This is a genomic window from Gordonia sp. YC-XJ4 (assembly GCF_059511865.1).
In genome coordinates this window covers 93,439-109,099 of sequence record NZ_CM183447.1, presented here as the reverse complement: position 1 = coordinate 109,099, position 15,661 = coordinate 93,439, and the positions used below count along the sequence as shown (strand labels likewise).

The window sequence follows — 15,661 nt, the reverse complement described above, 5'->3', positions numbered from 1 at the left end:
CTCCTATGTCGATGACGGTCGGTCGCGGTGGCCCGCGGTCAGGTCGGTGAAGGCGGCGACCGTGCTCGCGAGCTCGCTCGGGGTGGCGCCGTGCATGATCACCCCGTCGACGCCGAGGTCGAACTGCGCCCGCGTGGCGACGGCACAGGCGTGCGGTGAGCCGGTTGCCGCGCACGCCAGCCACTCGGCGGGGATCACCGCCTCGAGCGCCTCGAAGGTCGCGGCGTCGCCGACGGCGTCGGCCCATCCCGGAAGTTGCTGGACGACTTCGGATTCCCGGAATCTCCGGAGCAATGCCGGATCCCACCGATTGGTACGAACGAGCAGATCCCCGTAGACCTGCAGGTAGGTGGCCAAGCGGCCGACGGTCTTCTTCCGGAACGTCTGTTCGTCGAGTTCGTCGGAAACCGTCGCGAAGCACGACCACACCTTCACCGCGGACGGATCGCGGCCCGCCCGTTCGGCCGATCTGCGGACCTCGCGCACGACGCGGGCGGTGGTCTCGTCGGAGAAGAACGTGTGCAGGACCACCACGTCGTAGGCGCGCCCGGCCATCGCGAGGGTCTTCTCACCGAATGCCGTGGTGCCCAGAGGGATGTCCTCGTCGAAGGTGGGGTCGAGGCGCAACACCGGGAATCGGCCGAGAGGGCCATCGTAGTCGCGGACGACCTCACCGCGCCACAGTCGCCGCATGAGGTGCGCGAACTCCTCGAGCTGCACGGTGGTGGTCTGCTCGAGACCCATCCCGGCGATCTGCGGGCGCAGTCCGCGGCCCACACCCAGCGTGAACCGTCCGCCGGTGAGCCGGTGCATGGTGGTGGCGAACGCCGCGGTGACGGCCGGATGCCGGGTGCTGATGTTCGTTGCCGCGGTGGTGATCCCGATGCTGTCGGTCGCCGCACCCGCGGCACCCGAGAGGGCGCATGCCTCCTTGACGTTGAGTCGCTCGGAGATGAAGGCCTGCCCGAGCCCGAGCTGCTCGGCCTGCCGCAACTCGTCGAGCATGTCTCGTGGGCTGGTGACGTGTCCGCCGAGTGTGTAGAAGCCGAGTTGGTCGGTGCCGATCGATGCCTCCTCGAGGACCGCGACTCCGGTGGTCTCAGACATGTACGGCTCCGGAACTCGTTGCGGCCGACAGTATGCGGTCGAGGGCATGGTGATCACGGGCGTGGGTGAGGGCGTTGCGGGTCATCGAGACGAACAGCTCATCTCCGCGGTCGCTGCGCGTGACGAGCATCGCCGCGGCCACCCCGATGACGAGGTTTTGGAACGTGGCGATCCGATAGTCGGCGAGCAGCCTGTCGAAGGGGTAGTCGGCAACACCCTGCGCGAGCAGTTCTTTGTGATAGACGTCGAGTAGGTCGAGTTCGTTGGCACGCCGTGTCGCGGTGTCGAGTGCGCCGCCGATGAAGTAGGCGACATCGACGATGCCCGGTCCGTAGATGACGGTCTGCCAGTCCAATACGGCGAGCGGGACGTCTCCGCCGGCGGCGTCGAAGAGGACGTTGTCGGGCCGGAAGTCGCCGTGCTGCACGGTGAACGGGACCGTACGCAGCGCGGCGTAGTAGGCGTCGATGTGGTCGGTGAAGGCGCCGCCCAGCTCGATGTCGGCCTCGCTCAGCCGGTCTCGGTAGCGTTCGACGAAGCCGGCCCACCAGATCGGCATCATCTCGGTGAAACGTGACCAGTAGGTGTCCGAGATGTCGAGCCACGGCAGTCCGGCGAGCTCGTCGGAGCCCCAATACGGCGCATGGATGCGGGCCGCCTCACGCATCGCCAGACGTACCTCGTCCACGGTGCACCCAGTGAGCTGATCACCGGCCCGGGCCGGGCTGAGGTCTTCCAGCAGCAGTACGAATTCGGTGTTGTTGGAATCGATCTCGGCGTGGTGGCATTCCGGGACGCGCACCGCCAGGCGTGGCGCGATCTGCTCATAGAACCGCACCTCGCGCAGATAGTTCATCTCGGTGCGCCCGGCTGCCCGGCTCTGCTCGTTCTCGGAGCTGATCTTGGCGACGAACGACGCCGGTGCGGGGGTCTCGGCGGAGTAGGTCAGGCGGGCCTGAACGCTGTCGGCCACTTGTCCGGTCCCGATGGCCGAGGTCTCGAGCCCGCTGACCGTCACATCGGAGCTGAGTACGCCGTGGTCGTGCAGGATGCGGTCGATCCAGTCGGGGCAGATGTCGGAGGCATGCATGGTTACTCGAGTCCTAAGGATCGGTCGGCGGAGGGATCGGCCGGGGGTGGGTCAGCGGGCTGCGAAGGGGATCATGGGCAGGTGGAATCGTCCGGTCCCGCCGAGGCGACTGACGGGACCGGACGAGTCGGGGGCGGACGTTCCTCAGAGCAGGGTGACGGTGCCCGCGGTACCGTCGACCTCGACCATCGCGCCGTCGGTGATGCGTTTGGTGGCTTCGGTCGCCGAGACCACGCACGGGATTCCGAGCTCGCGGCTGACGATCGCGGCGTGGGAGAACGGTGCACCCACGTCGACCACAACGGCCGCAGCCGCGACGAACAGCGGCGTCCACGACGGGTCGGTGATGGGAGCGACGAGGATGTCACCGGGTTCGAGTGCCGAGGGGTCGTCGGGGCTGGTGATGACGCGCGCCCGACCGCGTGCGGTGCCCCCGCACGCCGGGACCCCGGCGATGCTCTCGCCCGCCGAGGCGACGGTCGCGGTGCGCTCCGAGCGCAACGGCCATTCGGTGACCGGCGGCGGGGTGCCGTCGACGACGAACGGTGGCGTGCGGTCGAAGAGGTCGAGGTAGATACGTTCGCGCTCGATGAGTGTGTCGCGGTAGGACGCCGGGTCGGCGATGAAGCCGTCGAGCTCGTCGGCGAAGACCATGAAGACCTGGCGTGCGTCGTCGATGGCGTTCTTCGCCGCGGCCCGCCGCCCCAATTCGAGTGCCGGCAAGCGTAATTCGTGGATCAGCATCGCTGCTGTGGTCCGGCCGCGTTCACGCCCGCGCATCCACAGTGCCGACGCGTTGAGCACGGCCTCGAACTGTGCGGAAGCCTCGGGGTCGGCGGCGACCATCTCACGGATCGCGGCCGCTGACGCGTCGCGCTGCGCGGCACGATCGGCCGACTTGGCTTCCGGGGCCTCCGATGCGTCGACCCCGCGCATGCGGTCGATGGTGGCCAATGCCAGGTCCGGATCGACTCCCCAGGTGATGGCCCGGATCTCCCACTCCGCGGGTCCGCGGAAATCCCAGTCGGCCAGGAAGCGGTCGAGTTGTTCGGTGAAGGCGACGACAGCCGGCGACTGCGATTCCTTGAGCTTGGCGTAGAGCCCCCGCGTCCCGGCATCGAAGAGTGCGGCGATCTCGGGATCGCCTGCGGCGCGACTCAATTCCCACATGCGCAGCGACGGCCCGGCGGAGTCGACGTTGCCGAGCCCGGCCACCAGGGTCAGGGCCTGCTCGGGTTTGCCCACCGCCTCGGCGAGTTGGGCGATGGCGCCGAGACCGACACCACTCTTCAGGCTGGCCTCGATGTGGTGCTTGAACAGTCGGCGCAGCAGAGTCTCGAAGGAGTTCATCCGCTCGACGAGCTCCGCATCGGTCATGGCGCTCAGGTCCGGTCGCGTGCGCCGGATCTCCTCCACCTCCACCCGATCGGCGTCATAGGCGGCGAGATCTGTTGCACCCAATACCTGTTCGGCCAGCCAGGCGCCCGCCTTGGCCTCGAACTCCGGGTTCTCGTCGAAGTCACGCCGCTCGCTCTCGTACGAGGGGATGCCGGGCATGTCGCCGAAGTACTGCAGGTCGACGGCCTCGGCGCTCATACCCGGGACACGGACCCCGAACAGGCGCATCAGCGACATGTTGATGTAGAGGTAGCTGCCGAACGCCGGCAGGATGTTGAAATCGACCTGGGTGTCGTAGAGATCGTGATCCCAGACGCCGCACGCGACGAAGGCGTCGCGCCACCCCGGCTCGAGTGTGTGCTGGAACCCGAGCGACGCATTCAGCGGCGTGATCGGGTCGGGAAAGATCTCTCCGACATTGGCCCGCGAATACAGCGGGTAGAGCTTCGAGGTCTCGTCCATCAGGGGCCAGCTGTTCATTCGTGGCGTCCTTCCCTGTCGTGTTGTCGTCATGGCATCGGGGAGTCGAGGAATCGATCCGAAATCGGTTAGCGAATTCTTCGTCACATTATTGTGTGATGGCCCTCACGTTGTCAATGACGTTCTTGCTTGAGTTCTGGTCTGTGAGCGCGGCGGATGTCGATCTCCCGCCAAGCGCACTGGACACATATGTGATTTGTCAGTCACACTTCGGAGGTCGAGACGCGACGGACGAACGGAGATCGCGATGCGGATTCTGGTGACCAACGACGACGGCTACGACGCGCCCGGGCTCAGTGCCGCCGCGTCGGCCCTCATCGAGGCAGGTCACGACGTGATCGTCGCTGCGCCGCTCACCGAACGCAGTGGAAGTGGTAGTTCGCTCGGCAGCATCGAGGACGGCACCCACATCCCGGTGCTGTCCACGTCATTGCCTGGGCTGGGTACGACGCCGGTCTATGCCTTCGACTGCCCGCCTGCGCTGGCCGTGGTCGCCTGCTGTGCCGGAAGCTACGGTCGGGCACCCGATCTCGTGGTCAGTGGGATCAATCCAGGCCACAACACCGGCCGGTCGATCCTGTTCTCCTCGACGGTCGGTGCCGTCCTGGCGGCTCGTGTGGCGGGCATCAGCGGCCTCGCGGTCAGTTGCGGATTCCCGCCGGCACATCGCTTCGACACCGCTGCGGCGGTGATCACCCGCCTCGTCGAGTGGATGACGGCATCGGACTCTCAGCGAATGTCGTTGAATGTCAACGTGCCCGACGTCGATTACGCCGAGCTGGGTGGTATCCGGATCACCGGTCTGGCCGCCCGCAGCATGTTCAGCATCCGGATGTCCCCGGCCGAGGGTGGACTGATCCTGCATCGCGAGGAACGCTCACGGGGCTTCACCGAGGGCACCGACAGCGCCGCCGTCGCGGCGGGATATGTGTCGGTGACCGCGCTGAGCGGTGTCGGCGACGAGAACGAGATCCTCGAACTCGACTCCCGACACGGCGAGATCCTGGGCGCCCTCGAAAGGTTGTGAGTCAACGCCTTTCGAGGACGCCAGCCCTGGTTGGGTCACTCCTCGTCGGCGGCCTCGCGTTCGCGGCCCGTCGTCAGCAGCAGATCCTGATGCAGTTCCATCCAGATGTCGTGGTAGCTGTCGTACATCGGCCGGGCGAAGGCCGCGGAATCACCCCCACGGACCTTCTCCAGGGCTGCCTCGAGTCGCCCGGCGTAGCGATACAGGCGGGGCAGGGCCGTGTCGGCGGGGGCGAGGGCGACGGCGACGCGCTCGTGAATCCCGCCCAGGTCGCCGATGACCCCGGCGTCATAGGTGGCATCGGAGTGATCGTTCGGCGACCCGTCGGCGGTCATCTGCCAAGCGGCACAGACCTTCTTGAAGTCGGAGTTGATCGGTAGGAACGTCTCGTAGATGTCGAGGACCTGGGCCAGGACGGCATCGTCGAGGGCGGCCTCCGCCGAGCGCCGGTCGTACTCGGCACGTCCGGCCGGGGTGATCATGGTGCCGCTCATCCGCGGGGTATCCCGGCGGATCGCCCACCCGTTCTCCACGACGCCGGCGACCGCCGTGGCGAGCGAGGCGTCGTCGAGTCCGGTCATATCACCCAGGAAGGTGTCCGAGGCAAGGCCCTTGACCTTCAGGGCGTGCAGGATCTCGAAGACGGCGGGGTCGGTGGCGTTGATGGCGCTCATACTCTCTCTCCTTGATGCGCAGTCGATTCCGACTGCTGTGCGGGCGGGGTGGCGAAGCGCGCAACCAGGGCACGCTTGTCGAGTTTTCCGGTGGCCAGCCGCGGCAGATCGGAGGTCACCTCGACGATCCGCGGAGCCTTGAAATGGGCGAGACGGTCACGCGCGTAGGCGATGATGTCGGCCGGGTCGGCGGTCCGGCCCGGCCGCAGCTCGACGACCGCCTTGACCGACTCGCCGAACTCGGCGTCCGGTACGCCGATGACCCCGACGTCGGCGATCGCCGGATGGGTCAGCAGCGCCGCCTCCACCTCGTCCGGGTAGATGTTCACGCCACCGGAGATGATCATGAATCCGGCGCGTCCGACGAGATAGAGGAATCCGTCGTCGTCGAGGTGCCCGATGTCGCCCATCTGCTTGAGTTCGCCGCCGGCAGCGCCCGGACTGCGGTAGGCCTGCTGCCCCAGCGCCTCGAAACACACCCGGCCGTCGACGCCTGCCGGCACGTCGGCCCCGGACTCGTCGACGATGTGGACGCGCGTCGCCCCCAGCGGGCGCCCGACCGAACCCGGGTGTGTGCGTGCCTCTTTCGGATCGATGTAGGTGTGGCCGTATCCCTCGGAGGCACCGTAGTACTCGTGCAGGATGTCGCCCCACCACTCGAGGATCTGCTCCTTGACGTGCACCGGGCAGGGCGCTCCCGAGGTGAACGCCACCCGGTGCGTCGGGGACAGCGGCAGCTGCTCCCGATCGGGTAGGCGCAACAATCGGATCAGCATGGTGGGTACCCACTGCGAATGGGTCACGCCGTAGGTGGTGATCGCGGCCATCGCGCCTGCGGCATCGAAGCGCTCCATGCACACCACGGTGCCGCCGGCGGCGAGTGTGATGAGTTGGAAGGTGAAGGGCGCGGCGTGGTAGTTCGGCGCCGGCGACAACAGCACGGTGTGCCCGTCGACCCCGAGCTTGGTGACCAGACCCGAGTGACGTTGCGGCGCATCGGCCGGGTGGACACCGAGCAACTGTTGCGCGAACCGCTTCGGCCGGCCGGTCGTGCCGCCGCTGTAGAGGACGCGGGCACCGAGCAGTTCGTCGGCGACGGGGGTCTCCGGCAATCCCGCGGTCGCGGCGTCGAGGTCGGCGCATCCGTCGGGAGCGCCGTCGGCGCACAACACCAGCGGGGTCACCGGCAGCGCGGCCACGGCCGCGACGACGGTCTCGGCGAGCGCCACACTCGTGACGATCACGTCGGGCGCCGCCTCGTCGAGCAGGACGGCGAGCTCGGTGCCGGTGAGATGCCAGTTGACCGGGGTCACGAAGAGTCCGGTGCGCATGCCGGCGGCGACCACCACCGGCCAGGCCACGTTGTTCTCCATGACGATGACCATGGTCGACCCCGGTGTCACCTCGTGCCGGCGTAGGTAGTGGGCCACTCGGTTCGAGCGACGGTCGAGGTCGGCGTAGGTGAGCCGCTCCCCCGAACCGGCCATCACGTAAGCCATGGCGTCGGGGCGCTCACGCGCGGTGGTGGGTGGGTACACGTTCCTCCTGAGGCTGCGTACAAGGGCGGCCGAGGCCGACTCGTTTGCGAACTGTCAGTCGCATTGGAGCATGTCTCCCGCGACTTCACCATGGCGGCTTCGGGTCATAATAAGTTCTTGCTTGTGGTTCACACCACACCTTAGTCTATGATTTAGTGAAACCACAGTCGCAAACCACAGCCTTCTGGAGATGAGATGACCATCGCCGACCACATCGACCTGATGGATCTGACCCCGTTTGCCGCGGGAACCGACGGCGCACTCTTCGCGTGCCTGCGCAACGACGACCCACTGCACTGGAACGAGGAGCCGGACGGTCCGGGCTTCTGGTCGGTGACCCGCTATGACGACATCAAGACCGTCGCCGCCGACGCCGAGACGTTCTCGGTGACCGACGGAACCCAGATTCAGAGCCGGCGCGCCGAGGGTGAGGGCGCGCGCAGCATCCATCACGTCGACCCGCCGGAGCACACGAAACTCCGCGGAATCGTCACACCGCAGATCCGGCCGGTCAAGCTCAAGGCCCTCGAGGGCGACATCACCGCCGTCATCGATCAACTCCTCGACGACGCCGCGGGCCACGACGGCATCGACTTCGTCTCCGCGGTGGCCGCGCAACTGCCACTGGTGATGATCGGGCGCCTGCTCGGCGCACCCCTCGAGGATTGCCCGAACCTGCTGCGCTGGACCAATCAGATGGCCAGTGAGGACCCCACCTACTCCGAGGGGCCGCAAACCGCCGTCCGCGCCCGAGACGAAGTGTTCGACTACTTCCGTGGTCTCGAGCGGCTGCGGCGCGAGTGCCCGGCCGACGACCTGATCAGCGTCCTGACCGCCGCCGAACTCGACGGGGTGCCGCTGAGCCGCGGATACCTCGACGCCTACTACCTGATCCTGATGGTTGCCGGGAACGAGACCACCCGGAATCTGTTGTCGGGTGGTGTCAACGTGCTCGCCGAGAATCCGCAATGGTGGGATCACATGCGGGAGAACCCGAACAAGATCCGGGTCGTGGTGGAAGAGATGGTCCGCTGGGTGACGCCGGTGATCTCGATGCGCCGCACCGCAACCCGCGACGTCGAGATGCACGGCAAAACCATCGCCGCCGGGGACAAGGTGGTGATGTGGTTCTGCTCGGCCAATCGCGACGAGCGGGTCTTCGACGACCCGGACACCTTCATCGGCACCCGATTCCCCAACGAGCACCTCGGTTTCGGTTGGGGTGCCCACGCGTGCCTCGGCTCCAATCTGGCCAAACTGGAAGCGAAGTTGTTCTTCACCCGGGTCATCGAGCGCGGCCTGGCGATCGACGTCCTCGACGGCCCGGACCGATTGCAGAGCAACTTCTTCCGCGGCATCAAGTCGTTGCCGGTGACGGTACGGGCGCACCGATGACCGCCACCGTGCGCACCCGGCACGCGCCCGCCGCCGTCATCGGACACGACGAGGTGGCGGGCTCGGCCACGGTCGATGTGGTGGACCCGTTCTCCGACAGCGTGATCGGGACCACCGGGATCGCCGAGCCGGGAATCGTGGCGCAGGCCGTGGACGCGGCGGCAGACGCCTTTCCCGGGTGGTCGGCGACCCCGGCCGCCGACCGGGCCGCGGTGCTGCGCCGCGCCGCCGACCTGATCGAGAACCATGCCTCGCTGGCCGCCACCGTGTCCGGCGAGATGGGCATGCCGATTAGCCTCGCGGGCGTCACGCAGCAATCGATGCCGGCATCGGTACTCCGCGAGTTCGCCTGCTCGCTCGAGACATTCGCCTTCACCGAGGACATCGACGGCGCGCGGCTGCACCGCGTACCGGCCGGGGTGGTCGGTGCGATCACCCCGTGGAACATGCCCGTTCACCAGATCATCGCCAAGGTCGGGGCGGCACTCGCGGCCGGCTGCACCGTGGTCCTCAAACCGTCGGAGGCCACACCGTTCGACGCGCTGTTGGTGCGCGAATGCCTGCTCGCCGCCGGGCTTCCGGCCGGCGCGCTGGCCGTCGTCAACGGCACCGGTGAGAGCACCGGGGCCGCGCTCGCGAGCAACCCGGGGGTGGCGCACGTGTCGTTCACCGGCAGTGTCCGGGCTGGGCGGTCGGTGGCCGCCAATGCCGCGGCCTCGCTGCGCCGGGCGACACTCGAACTCGGCGGCAAATCGCCGGCCGTGGTCCTTCCCGACGCCGATCTCGACGCGGTGCTTCCCCGGGTGCTGGCCTCCGGGCTGGTCAATTCCGGGCAGGCCTGCAATGCGACCACGCGTCTGGTGCTGCCGGCGAGTCGCGCCACCGAGGCCGAATCCATCATGGCCGAGGCGATCTCGGCGTTCCGGCTGGGCGATCCGGCCGATCCGTCGACCACTCACGGACCACTCGCGTCCCGCACGCACACCGCGAAGGTGCTCGCGCACATCGAGGCGGCCCGTGCCGACGGCGGGCGCATCGTCGCCGGCTCCGGCGATAACCCCACCCTCGGTCGGTCACGGTGCTTCGTCACGCCGGTGGTGTTCGCCGACCTCACCGCCGACGCCAGGGCCGTCCGCGAGGAGATCTTCGGCCCGGTGCTCGTCACGCAGTACTACGACGACCTCGCCGACGCGATCGCCATCGCCAACGATTCCGACTACGGCCTGTCGGCCGAGGTCTGGTCGGCCCGAACCGAATCCGCCGTCGAGGTCGCCGACCATCTCGACGTCGGCCAGGTCAAGATCAACGGCGTGCGCACCCGCGAACGCCCGGCGGTGCCCTTCGGCGGCACCAAGAACTCCGGCTACGGCCGCGAACTCGGCGCCGTCGGTATGGCCGAGTTCACCGAGATCAAGGCGGTGATGTCATGAACGACCATCTCGATGTCTCCAACGACCACGTCGAGGGCACCCCGGACGGTCCCGGGGGACGCACGATCGTGGTGACCGGCGCGGCGTCGGGTATCGGTGCCGCCCTGGTGCGTCGCCTGCTCGACGCCGATCCACAGACCACGGTGATCGCACTCGATCTGAACGAGAGCACGGACCCGCGAACACGATTCGTCCACTGCGACCTCTCGGACCCAGCCTCGATCGACGCTGTCGCACTTCCCGACCACATCGACGCGCTGGCCAACGTCGCCGGGGTCCCCGGAACCGCGCCGGCGTCGGTCGTCTTGGCGGTCAACACGCTCGGCGTCCGGGCACTGACATTGCGCGTCCTGGAGCGGATGACCACCGGTGCGGCAGTGGTCAACGTCGCCTCACTCGCCGCACATCGCAACACCCAACCGCCCGAACGCATCACCGAACTCCTCGCAGCCGAGAGCCGCGCGGACATCGACCGCTGGGTCGCGGAGACCGGAGTCGACGGCTCGGCGGCCTACGACAGTTCCAAACGCGCACTGGTGGACTGGACCGTCGCGCTCTCCGCGGCGTTGCAGCCCCGCGGAATCCGCGCCGCCTCGGTGAGCCCCGGCCCCACCGAGACACCCATCCTCGGCGACTTCGAGCAGTCCATGGGGGTCGAGGCCATCAGCCGATCGGCGGGCGCGGTGGGACGACACGGCACCGCCGCGGAAACCGCCGCCGCCATCGACTTCCTGATCTCCCCGGACGCCTCATGGGTCAACGGCATCGACATCCCGGTCGACGGTGGGCTCAGCGCCATCCGTGCCGCCTCCGTCGAGAACCCACTGCGCCCCGTCGCCACCGACTCCCGCTCCTCCTCGCCCGTCTGAACGCACCGGACCAAAGGATCCCCCCGATGACCACCACACACACCGGACACGTACTCGCACTCGATGGTTCGGCTCCCGCCGACCGTGAACTGCTGGGCGGCAAGGCCTTCAGCGTCAACCGGATGCAGGCGCTCGGCCTCCCGGTCCCACCGGCCTTCGCGCTGGCGACCCCGCTGTGCGGCACGTATCACGACGCCGGCGGTCACCTACCCGACGACGTCTGGCGCGACACCCTGGCCGCGCTCGAACAACTCGAACGGGAGACCGGAAAGCGCTTCGGGCAGGGCCCCTTCCCGCTGTTGGTGTCGGTGCGGTCCGGAGCCGCCCAGAGCATGCCGGGCATGATGGACACCGTGCTCAATCTCGGCCTGACCGAAGCGCTGGTGACCGACCTCGGGGCGGCGACCGGGGACCCGGCGTGGGCCCACGACACCTGGCAGCGTTTCTGCACCGGTTACGGCGAGATCGTGCTCGGCGACAAGGCAGCACAGCCACCGGCGGATCCCTACGACCAGCTGCGGGAGGCGATCGGCGCGGTCTTCGGGTCGTGGACCAACGACCGCGTGGCCGCCTACCGACGGCGCCATGGCCTCGGAGCGGGCGGAGGCACCGCGGTGACCGTCCAGGCGATGGTCTTCGGCAATCGCGACGAGCACTCGGGAACCGGCGTGGTGTTCAGCCGCGACCCGGCCACCGGTGAACGTAAGTTGTTCGGCGAGTGGCTGTCTCGCGCACAGGGCGAGGACGTGGTGTCCGGTGAGCGCACACCCGAGACGATCACGCAGTTCGCCGCGCACGACCCCGAGTTGTATCGGCAGCTGGCCGAGATCGCCGAGATCCTCGAGCAGGAACATCGCGACCTCGTCGACATCGAGTTCACCGTCGAATCCGGACGTCTCTACATGCTGCAATGCCGTTCGGGCAAACGGTCGGCACGTGCGGCGGTGCGGATCGCGGTGGAACTGGTGCGCGAGGGCGTGATCTCCGAGTCCGAGGCACTCGAACGGGTCAGCGCCGAGCAGGTGCGCACCCTTCTCGAGGACTCCACCGTCAGCGGGGCGGCCAAACCGATCGCGCGGGGGGTCGGTGCGGGACCCGGAGCCGCAACGGGCACCGTCTACACCGACACCGATGCCGCGTGCGCGGCCGCCGCCGAGGGCGAGTCGGTGGTGCTGGTACGTCCGTCGACCTCACCGGTGGACGTTCCGGCGATGTTCGAGTCCGTGGCGGTGGTCACCGAGGTCGGGGGCACCACCTCGCACGCCGCCCTCGTCTGCCGCGAGATCGGAGTGCCCTGCGTGGTCGGCTGCGGCACCGGGCTCAGCGCGGAACTCGACGGTCGCACCGTCACCGTGGACGGCACCACCGGAACGATCTACGACGGCGACACCCTCGCGGCCGGCGACGGACAGGACGAGTACCTGACCGCGTTGGCCGGGTTCCTGCCCGATCCGCTGCCCGCCGACCATCCGCTCGCGCTGCTCGCGCAACCCGCCCTGGAGGACTCAGCCCGATGACATCCGAGTCAGGCAACCCCGGCACCGACGGAATCGATGCGGTCTACACCGCCGCCGGACTGATGGACGAGTCGCCGTCGATTGCCAAGCGCCCCAACCGACGTGGCGAACAGACCCGGGACAAGCTGGTCAAGGCCGCGGTCGAGTGCTTCACCGAGTACGGGTACACCCGCACCAGGATCTCCGACATCACCCACCACGCCGACACCGCGCAGGGAAACTTCTACCGACACTTCACCAGCCTCGACGACATCTTCCTCGCAGCTCTGCGCCCGTCACTGACCGAGCTCGCCGCCGCGCGACTACGACCGGATCACGCGCACGGCGAACTCGAATCACTCATCGAGGTGAATACGACCTACCTGCAGTCCTATTCACGCAACCGGCACATGCTGCGCCTGCTCCGTGAGGCGGCCGCCGCGAGCGAGAACAAGGGATTCCAGCAGTTGTGGCTGAACCTGCGCGCCGACTTCGTCCGGCGCACCGAGCGGTGGCTGACGCGACTCGAGGATCAGGGCGTCATCGCGCACTGCGACAAGAACCTGCTGGCCGAGACCCTCGGTTGCGCCACCGAGCAGATGGCCTACGTGCACGTCGGCCTGCCGGTGACCGCTCCGCGACGCGAACGGATCGAGGATCTCGGTCGCGCGCTGGGCGAATTGTGGTACCGCGCATTGCCACTCGTGGAGTCCGGCAGCGAGGTGCACCGGTGACGGCGGCGACCACGGGGACCGGCGGAGCGCCGGTCGAATCGCGTTCGCGCACTCTGGGTATCGATGTGGAGGTGGTCGGGGTCGTCGACGAGACCGCCGATGCCCGCACCATTCGCTTTCGGCTGCCCGACGGGATCGAGCAACGCCCGGGACAGTTCGTCACCATCCGCATCCCCAGCGGCCGGACCGGTTCGGTGGCGCGCAGCTACTCGTTGAGCACCGCACCCGGGGTCGACGACATCCCGGCCGTGACCATCAAACGCGTCACCGACGGTTACGGTTCGAACTGGTTGTGTGACAACATCTCCGCGGGCGATGTCCTGCACATCATCGCACCGTCGGGGGTGTTCACCCCGCACTCGTGGGACCACCGGCTGACGTTGTTCGCCGCGGGCAGTGGCATCACACCGGTCATGTCGATCCTGCGGTCGGCGCTGGAATTGCACACCTGCCCGGTCACCCTCTTCTACGCCAACCGCGACCGGCCGTCGACCATCTTCGCCGACGAGCTCGACCGGCTGGTCGCACGCCATCCGGAACGGCTCCACGTGCACCATTGGCGGGAGGATTCCGACGGCCTGCCGACCGCCGAGGCCGTCGCCCCGCTCTGCGCCGCGGCCCGCGGTGAGGTCGCCGGCGGTGAGGTCTTCGTGTGCGGACCGGCGCCGTTCATGGATCTGGTGGAGCGCGAAGCGCTCGCGGCGGGGGTGCCGCACACCGATCTGCACATCGAGCGATACGTGTCGTTGACCGGCGACCCCTTCACCCTGTCGGTGGCCGACGAGGGCTCCGCACCGTGCGCGCTGACCGTCCACATCGACGGTAGCGTCGCCGAAATCGGTTGCGCCACGACGACTCCCCTGCTCGACGCGATGCTGTCGGAGGGAATCGACGCACCGTACTCGTGCCGGGAGGGTGATTGCGGGTCCTGCGTCGCCCGGCTGGTCTCGGGCACCGTGGATCACGGGAACGGCATCGCGCTCGAACCCGAGGACATCGACGACGGCTACCTCCTGGCGTGTCAGGCGACGCCTCGCTCGGCCGAGGTGGAGATCGAGATCGAGTAGTCGGCGTCAGCCGTTGTAGGCCCAGACCGAGACCCAGTCGACCTGCAGGTGCCCGGAGCTGGTGCCGTTGCCGTTGGTCTCGGCCTGCAGTTGCCACCGCATCGGACCCGAGGGCACCCAGGCGGTGGTGTCGAGGACGACGGTGTTGTCGAGCAGGTAGCGGATGCGGCCGGGACTCCATTCCATCGTGTAGGTGTGCCAGCTGGTGAACGTGGCCCCGATGTCGGTGGCGACGGCCTGACAGCTGACGCACGAACCGAGACCGGAGTAGTGGTGATAGCCCTTGGCGGTGCCCGCGAGGGATCCCTCGGGGAAGTCGAATTCACCGCCGGCGGGCCATTGTTCGGACTGCGGCCAGAGCAGGAAGGCCACATAGTATTCGGACAGTCCCGGACGGTCGACGCGCATTCGTACCGAATAGCGCCCGTAGGTCTGGTATTGGCTCGATCCGGTGATCAGCGGTGACGGATTCGCGCCTGCGGGTTTTCCGTCGACCTGGCGGAGAAAGAAATCGAGCATGCCACCGTCGACCGAGAGCACCGCGTCGGGGCGATAGGGGCGTTTCTGATACGTGTCGAGATAGCACTGGGGATAGGTGCGCCATTTCTGGCCCTGCGCGCCGGTGTAGACGATCTTGTCGGGCTCGCACGAATTGGCCCACGAGCCGAGTGCCGCGTTCTTGGTGAATTCGTCGGCGAAGATGTGGCGCCAGCCGGCGAGGTCCGCGGTGGGTGCCGTCTGGCCGGACGGGCTGGTCACCGCGGCGGGAGTGCTCGTCGTGGTCGTGGGTGTCGTGGTCGTGGGTGTCGTGGTCGTGGGTGTCGTGGTTGTGGTTGTGGTGGGTGTTGCCGCGGCCGAGGTCAGTGTCCATCGTTGTGCCGTCGTCCCTGCACAGGTCCGCAGCGAGACGGCGCCGTTTGCGGCGGTCAGGCAGTAGTTGCCGTAGTTGGGGCGCAGCGAGTCGTTGGCGCCTTGACCCCAGACCTGGGCCGGCGAGGTCGAGCAGGTCGCGATCTCGAGGTTGCGGCCGTTGGCGATGACCGCCCCGACCGGCTGCAAGCACAAGCCCTGCACGCGGGCCCGGCCGTCGGCACCGACCGTCCACTGCTGATTGATCCCGTCGTGGCATTCGTACAGCAGTACCCGGTTGCCGGAGCGGGCCGCGGCGTCGGAGTTGTCGAGGCATTGGCCGTTGAGGACGGATTTGACCATGAATGTCGAATCGGCGGCCGATGCCGGTCCGTTGGCCAGCACCATTCCGGCAATGCCGAGAATGCTGCAGACAACAACGCACACCGCTTTTCGCACCGGCCCGTTCCTGATTCCTCGCTTCATACCTGATGATTATTTGGCATT

At 67.9% G+C, this 15,661-nt stretch carries 13 protein-coding genes; 7 read left to right on the top strand and 6 right to left on the bottom strand.

Features of this window, described 5'->3' with window-relative positions; genetic code table 11:
- Positions 1-3: 3 nt before the first annotated feature.
- The 3 genes from AC5ZH6_RS00480 to AC5ZH6_RS00470 all read right to left on the bottom strand — a co-directional run bounded on the left by AC5ZH6_RS00480 (position 4) and on the right by AC5ZH6_RS00470 (position 4,075).
- Positions 4-1,107, bottom strand: a complete 1,104-nt coding sequence (locus AC5ZH6_RS00480) for a TIGR03857 family LLM class F420-dependent oxidoreductase (RefSeq protein WP_496168105.1) — start codon at positions 1,105-1,107, stop codon at positions 4-6.
- Positions 1,100-2,197, bottom strand: coding sequence for a phosphotransferase (locus AC5ZH6_RS00475; protein WP_496168103.1), 1,098 nt, complete (start codon positions 2,195-2,197; stop codon positions 1,100-1,102). The genes AC5ZH6_RS00480 and AC5ZH6_RS00475 overlap by 8 nt, the downstream gene beginning before the upstream one ends.
- A 144-nt stretch (positions 2,198-2,341) precedes the next feature.
- Entirely contained in the window at positions 2,342-4,075 is a 1,734-nt protein-coding gene (locus AC5ZH6_RS00470) for a PEP-utilizing enzyme (protein WP_006368908.1), read from the bottom strand.
- Between the two features lie 247 nt (positions 4,076-4,322).
- Between AC5ZH6_RS00470 and surE the strand changes: the two genes are divergently transcribed.
- Positions 4,323-5,102 (top strand): 5'/3'-nucleotidase SurE, encoded by a 780-nt coding sequence (surE, locus tag AC5ZH6_RS00465; protein WP_014358187.1) that lies wholly within the window; start codon positions 4,323-4,325, stop codon positions 5,100-5,102.
- 35 nt (positions 5,103-5,137) lie between these two features.
- Here surE and AC5ZH6_RS00460 read toward each other — a convergent pair whose 3' ends face one another.
- Both AC5ZH6_RS00460 and AC5ZH6_RS00455 read right to left on the bottom strand, forming a co-directional pair.
- Positions 5,138-5,776 carry a MarR family transcriptional regulator gene (locus AC5ZH6_RS00460; RefSeq protein WP_496168102.1) on the bottom strand — a complete coding sequence of 213 codons (639 nt, stop codon included), beginning with the start codon at positions 5,774-5,776 and terminating at the stop codon, positions 5,138-5,140.
- Positions 5,773-7,314, bottom strand: coding sequence for an AMP-binding protein (locus AC5ZH6_RS00455; protein ID WP_271354534.1), 1,542 nt, complete (start codon positions 7,312-7,314; stop codon positions 5,773-5,775). Before AC5ZH6_RS00455 ends, AC5ZH6_RS00460 begins: the two co-directional genes overlap by 4 nt.
- Before the next feature lie 195 nt (positions 7,315-7,509).
- Between AC5ZH6_RS00455 and AC5ZH6_RS00450 the strand changes: the two genes are divergently transcribed.
- From AC5ZH6_RS00450 to AC5ZH6_RS00425, 6 genes are read left to right on the top strand one after another with little or no spacing between them, the layout of a single operon-like run.
- Complete coding sequence (locus tag AC5ZH6_RS00450) at positions 7,510-8,709, top strand: cytochrome P450 (protein ID WP_271354533.1); 1,200 nt, start codon at positions 7,510-7,512, stop codon at positions 8,707-8,709.
- Positions 8,706-10,139 (top strand): aldehyde dehydrogenase family protein, encoded by a 1,434-nt coding sequence (locus AC5ZH6_RS00445; RefSeq protein WP_271354532.1) that lies wholly within the window; start codon positions 8,706-8,708, stop codon positions 10,137-10,139. The genes AC5ZH6_RS00450 and AC5ZH6_RS00445 overlap by 4 nt, the downstream gene beginning before the upstream one ends.
- Positions 10,136-11,008 carry a coniferyl-alcohol dehydrogenase gene (locus AC5ZH6_RS00440; RefSeq protein WP_496168100.1) on the top strand — a complete coding sequence of 291 codons (873 nt, stop codon included), beginning with the start codon at positions 10,136-10,138 and terminating at the stop codon, positions 11,006-11,008. The genes AC5ZH6_RS00445 and AC5ZH6_RS00440 overlap by 4 nt, the downstream gene beginning before the upstream one ends.
- A gap of 26 nt (positions 11,009-11,034) precedes the next feature.
- On the top strand, positions 11,035-12,525 hold the full coding sequence (locus tag AC5ZH6_RS00435) for a pyruvate, phosphate dikinase (RefSeq protein WP_496168098.1): 1,491 nt from the start codon (positions 11,035-11,037) through the stop codon (positions 12,523-12,525).
- Entirely contained in the window at positions 12,522-13,238 is a 717-nt protein-coding gene (locus AC5ZH6_RS00430; protein WP_020172880.1) for a TetR/AcrR family transcriptional regulator, read from the top strand. The genes AC5ZH6_RS00435 and AC5ZH6_RS00430 overlap by 4 nt, the downstream gene beginning before the upstream one ends.
- Complete coding sequence (locus AC5ZH6_RS00425; RefSeq protein WP_496168096.1) at positions 13,235-14,305, top strand: 2Fe-2S iron-sulfur cluster-binding protein; 1,071 nt, start codon at positions 13,235-13,237, stop codon at positions 14,303-14,305. The genes AC5ZH6_RS00430 and AC5ZH6_RS00425 overlap by 4 nt, the downstream gene beginning before the upstream one ends.
- 6 nt (positions 14,306-14,311) lie before the next feature.
- On the opposite strand, the gene AC5ZH6_RS00420 is transcribed toward AC5ZH6_RS00425, so the two are convergent.
- On the bottom strand, positions 14,312-15,613 hold the full coding sequence (locus tag AC5ZH6_RS00420; RefSeq protein WP_006368898.1) for a ricin-type beta-trefoil lectin domain protein: 1,302 nt from the start codon (positions 15,611-15,613) through the stop codon (positions 14,312-14,314).
- Positions 15,614-15,661 lie beyond the last annotated feature (48 nt).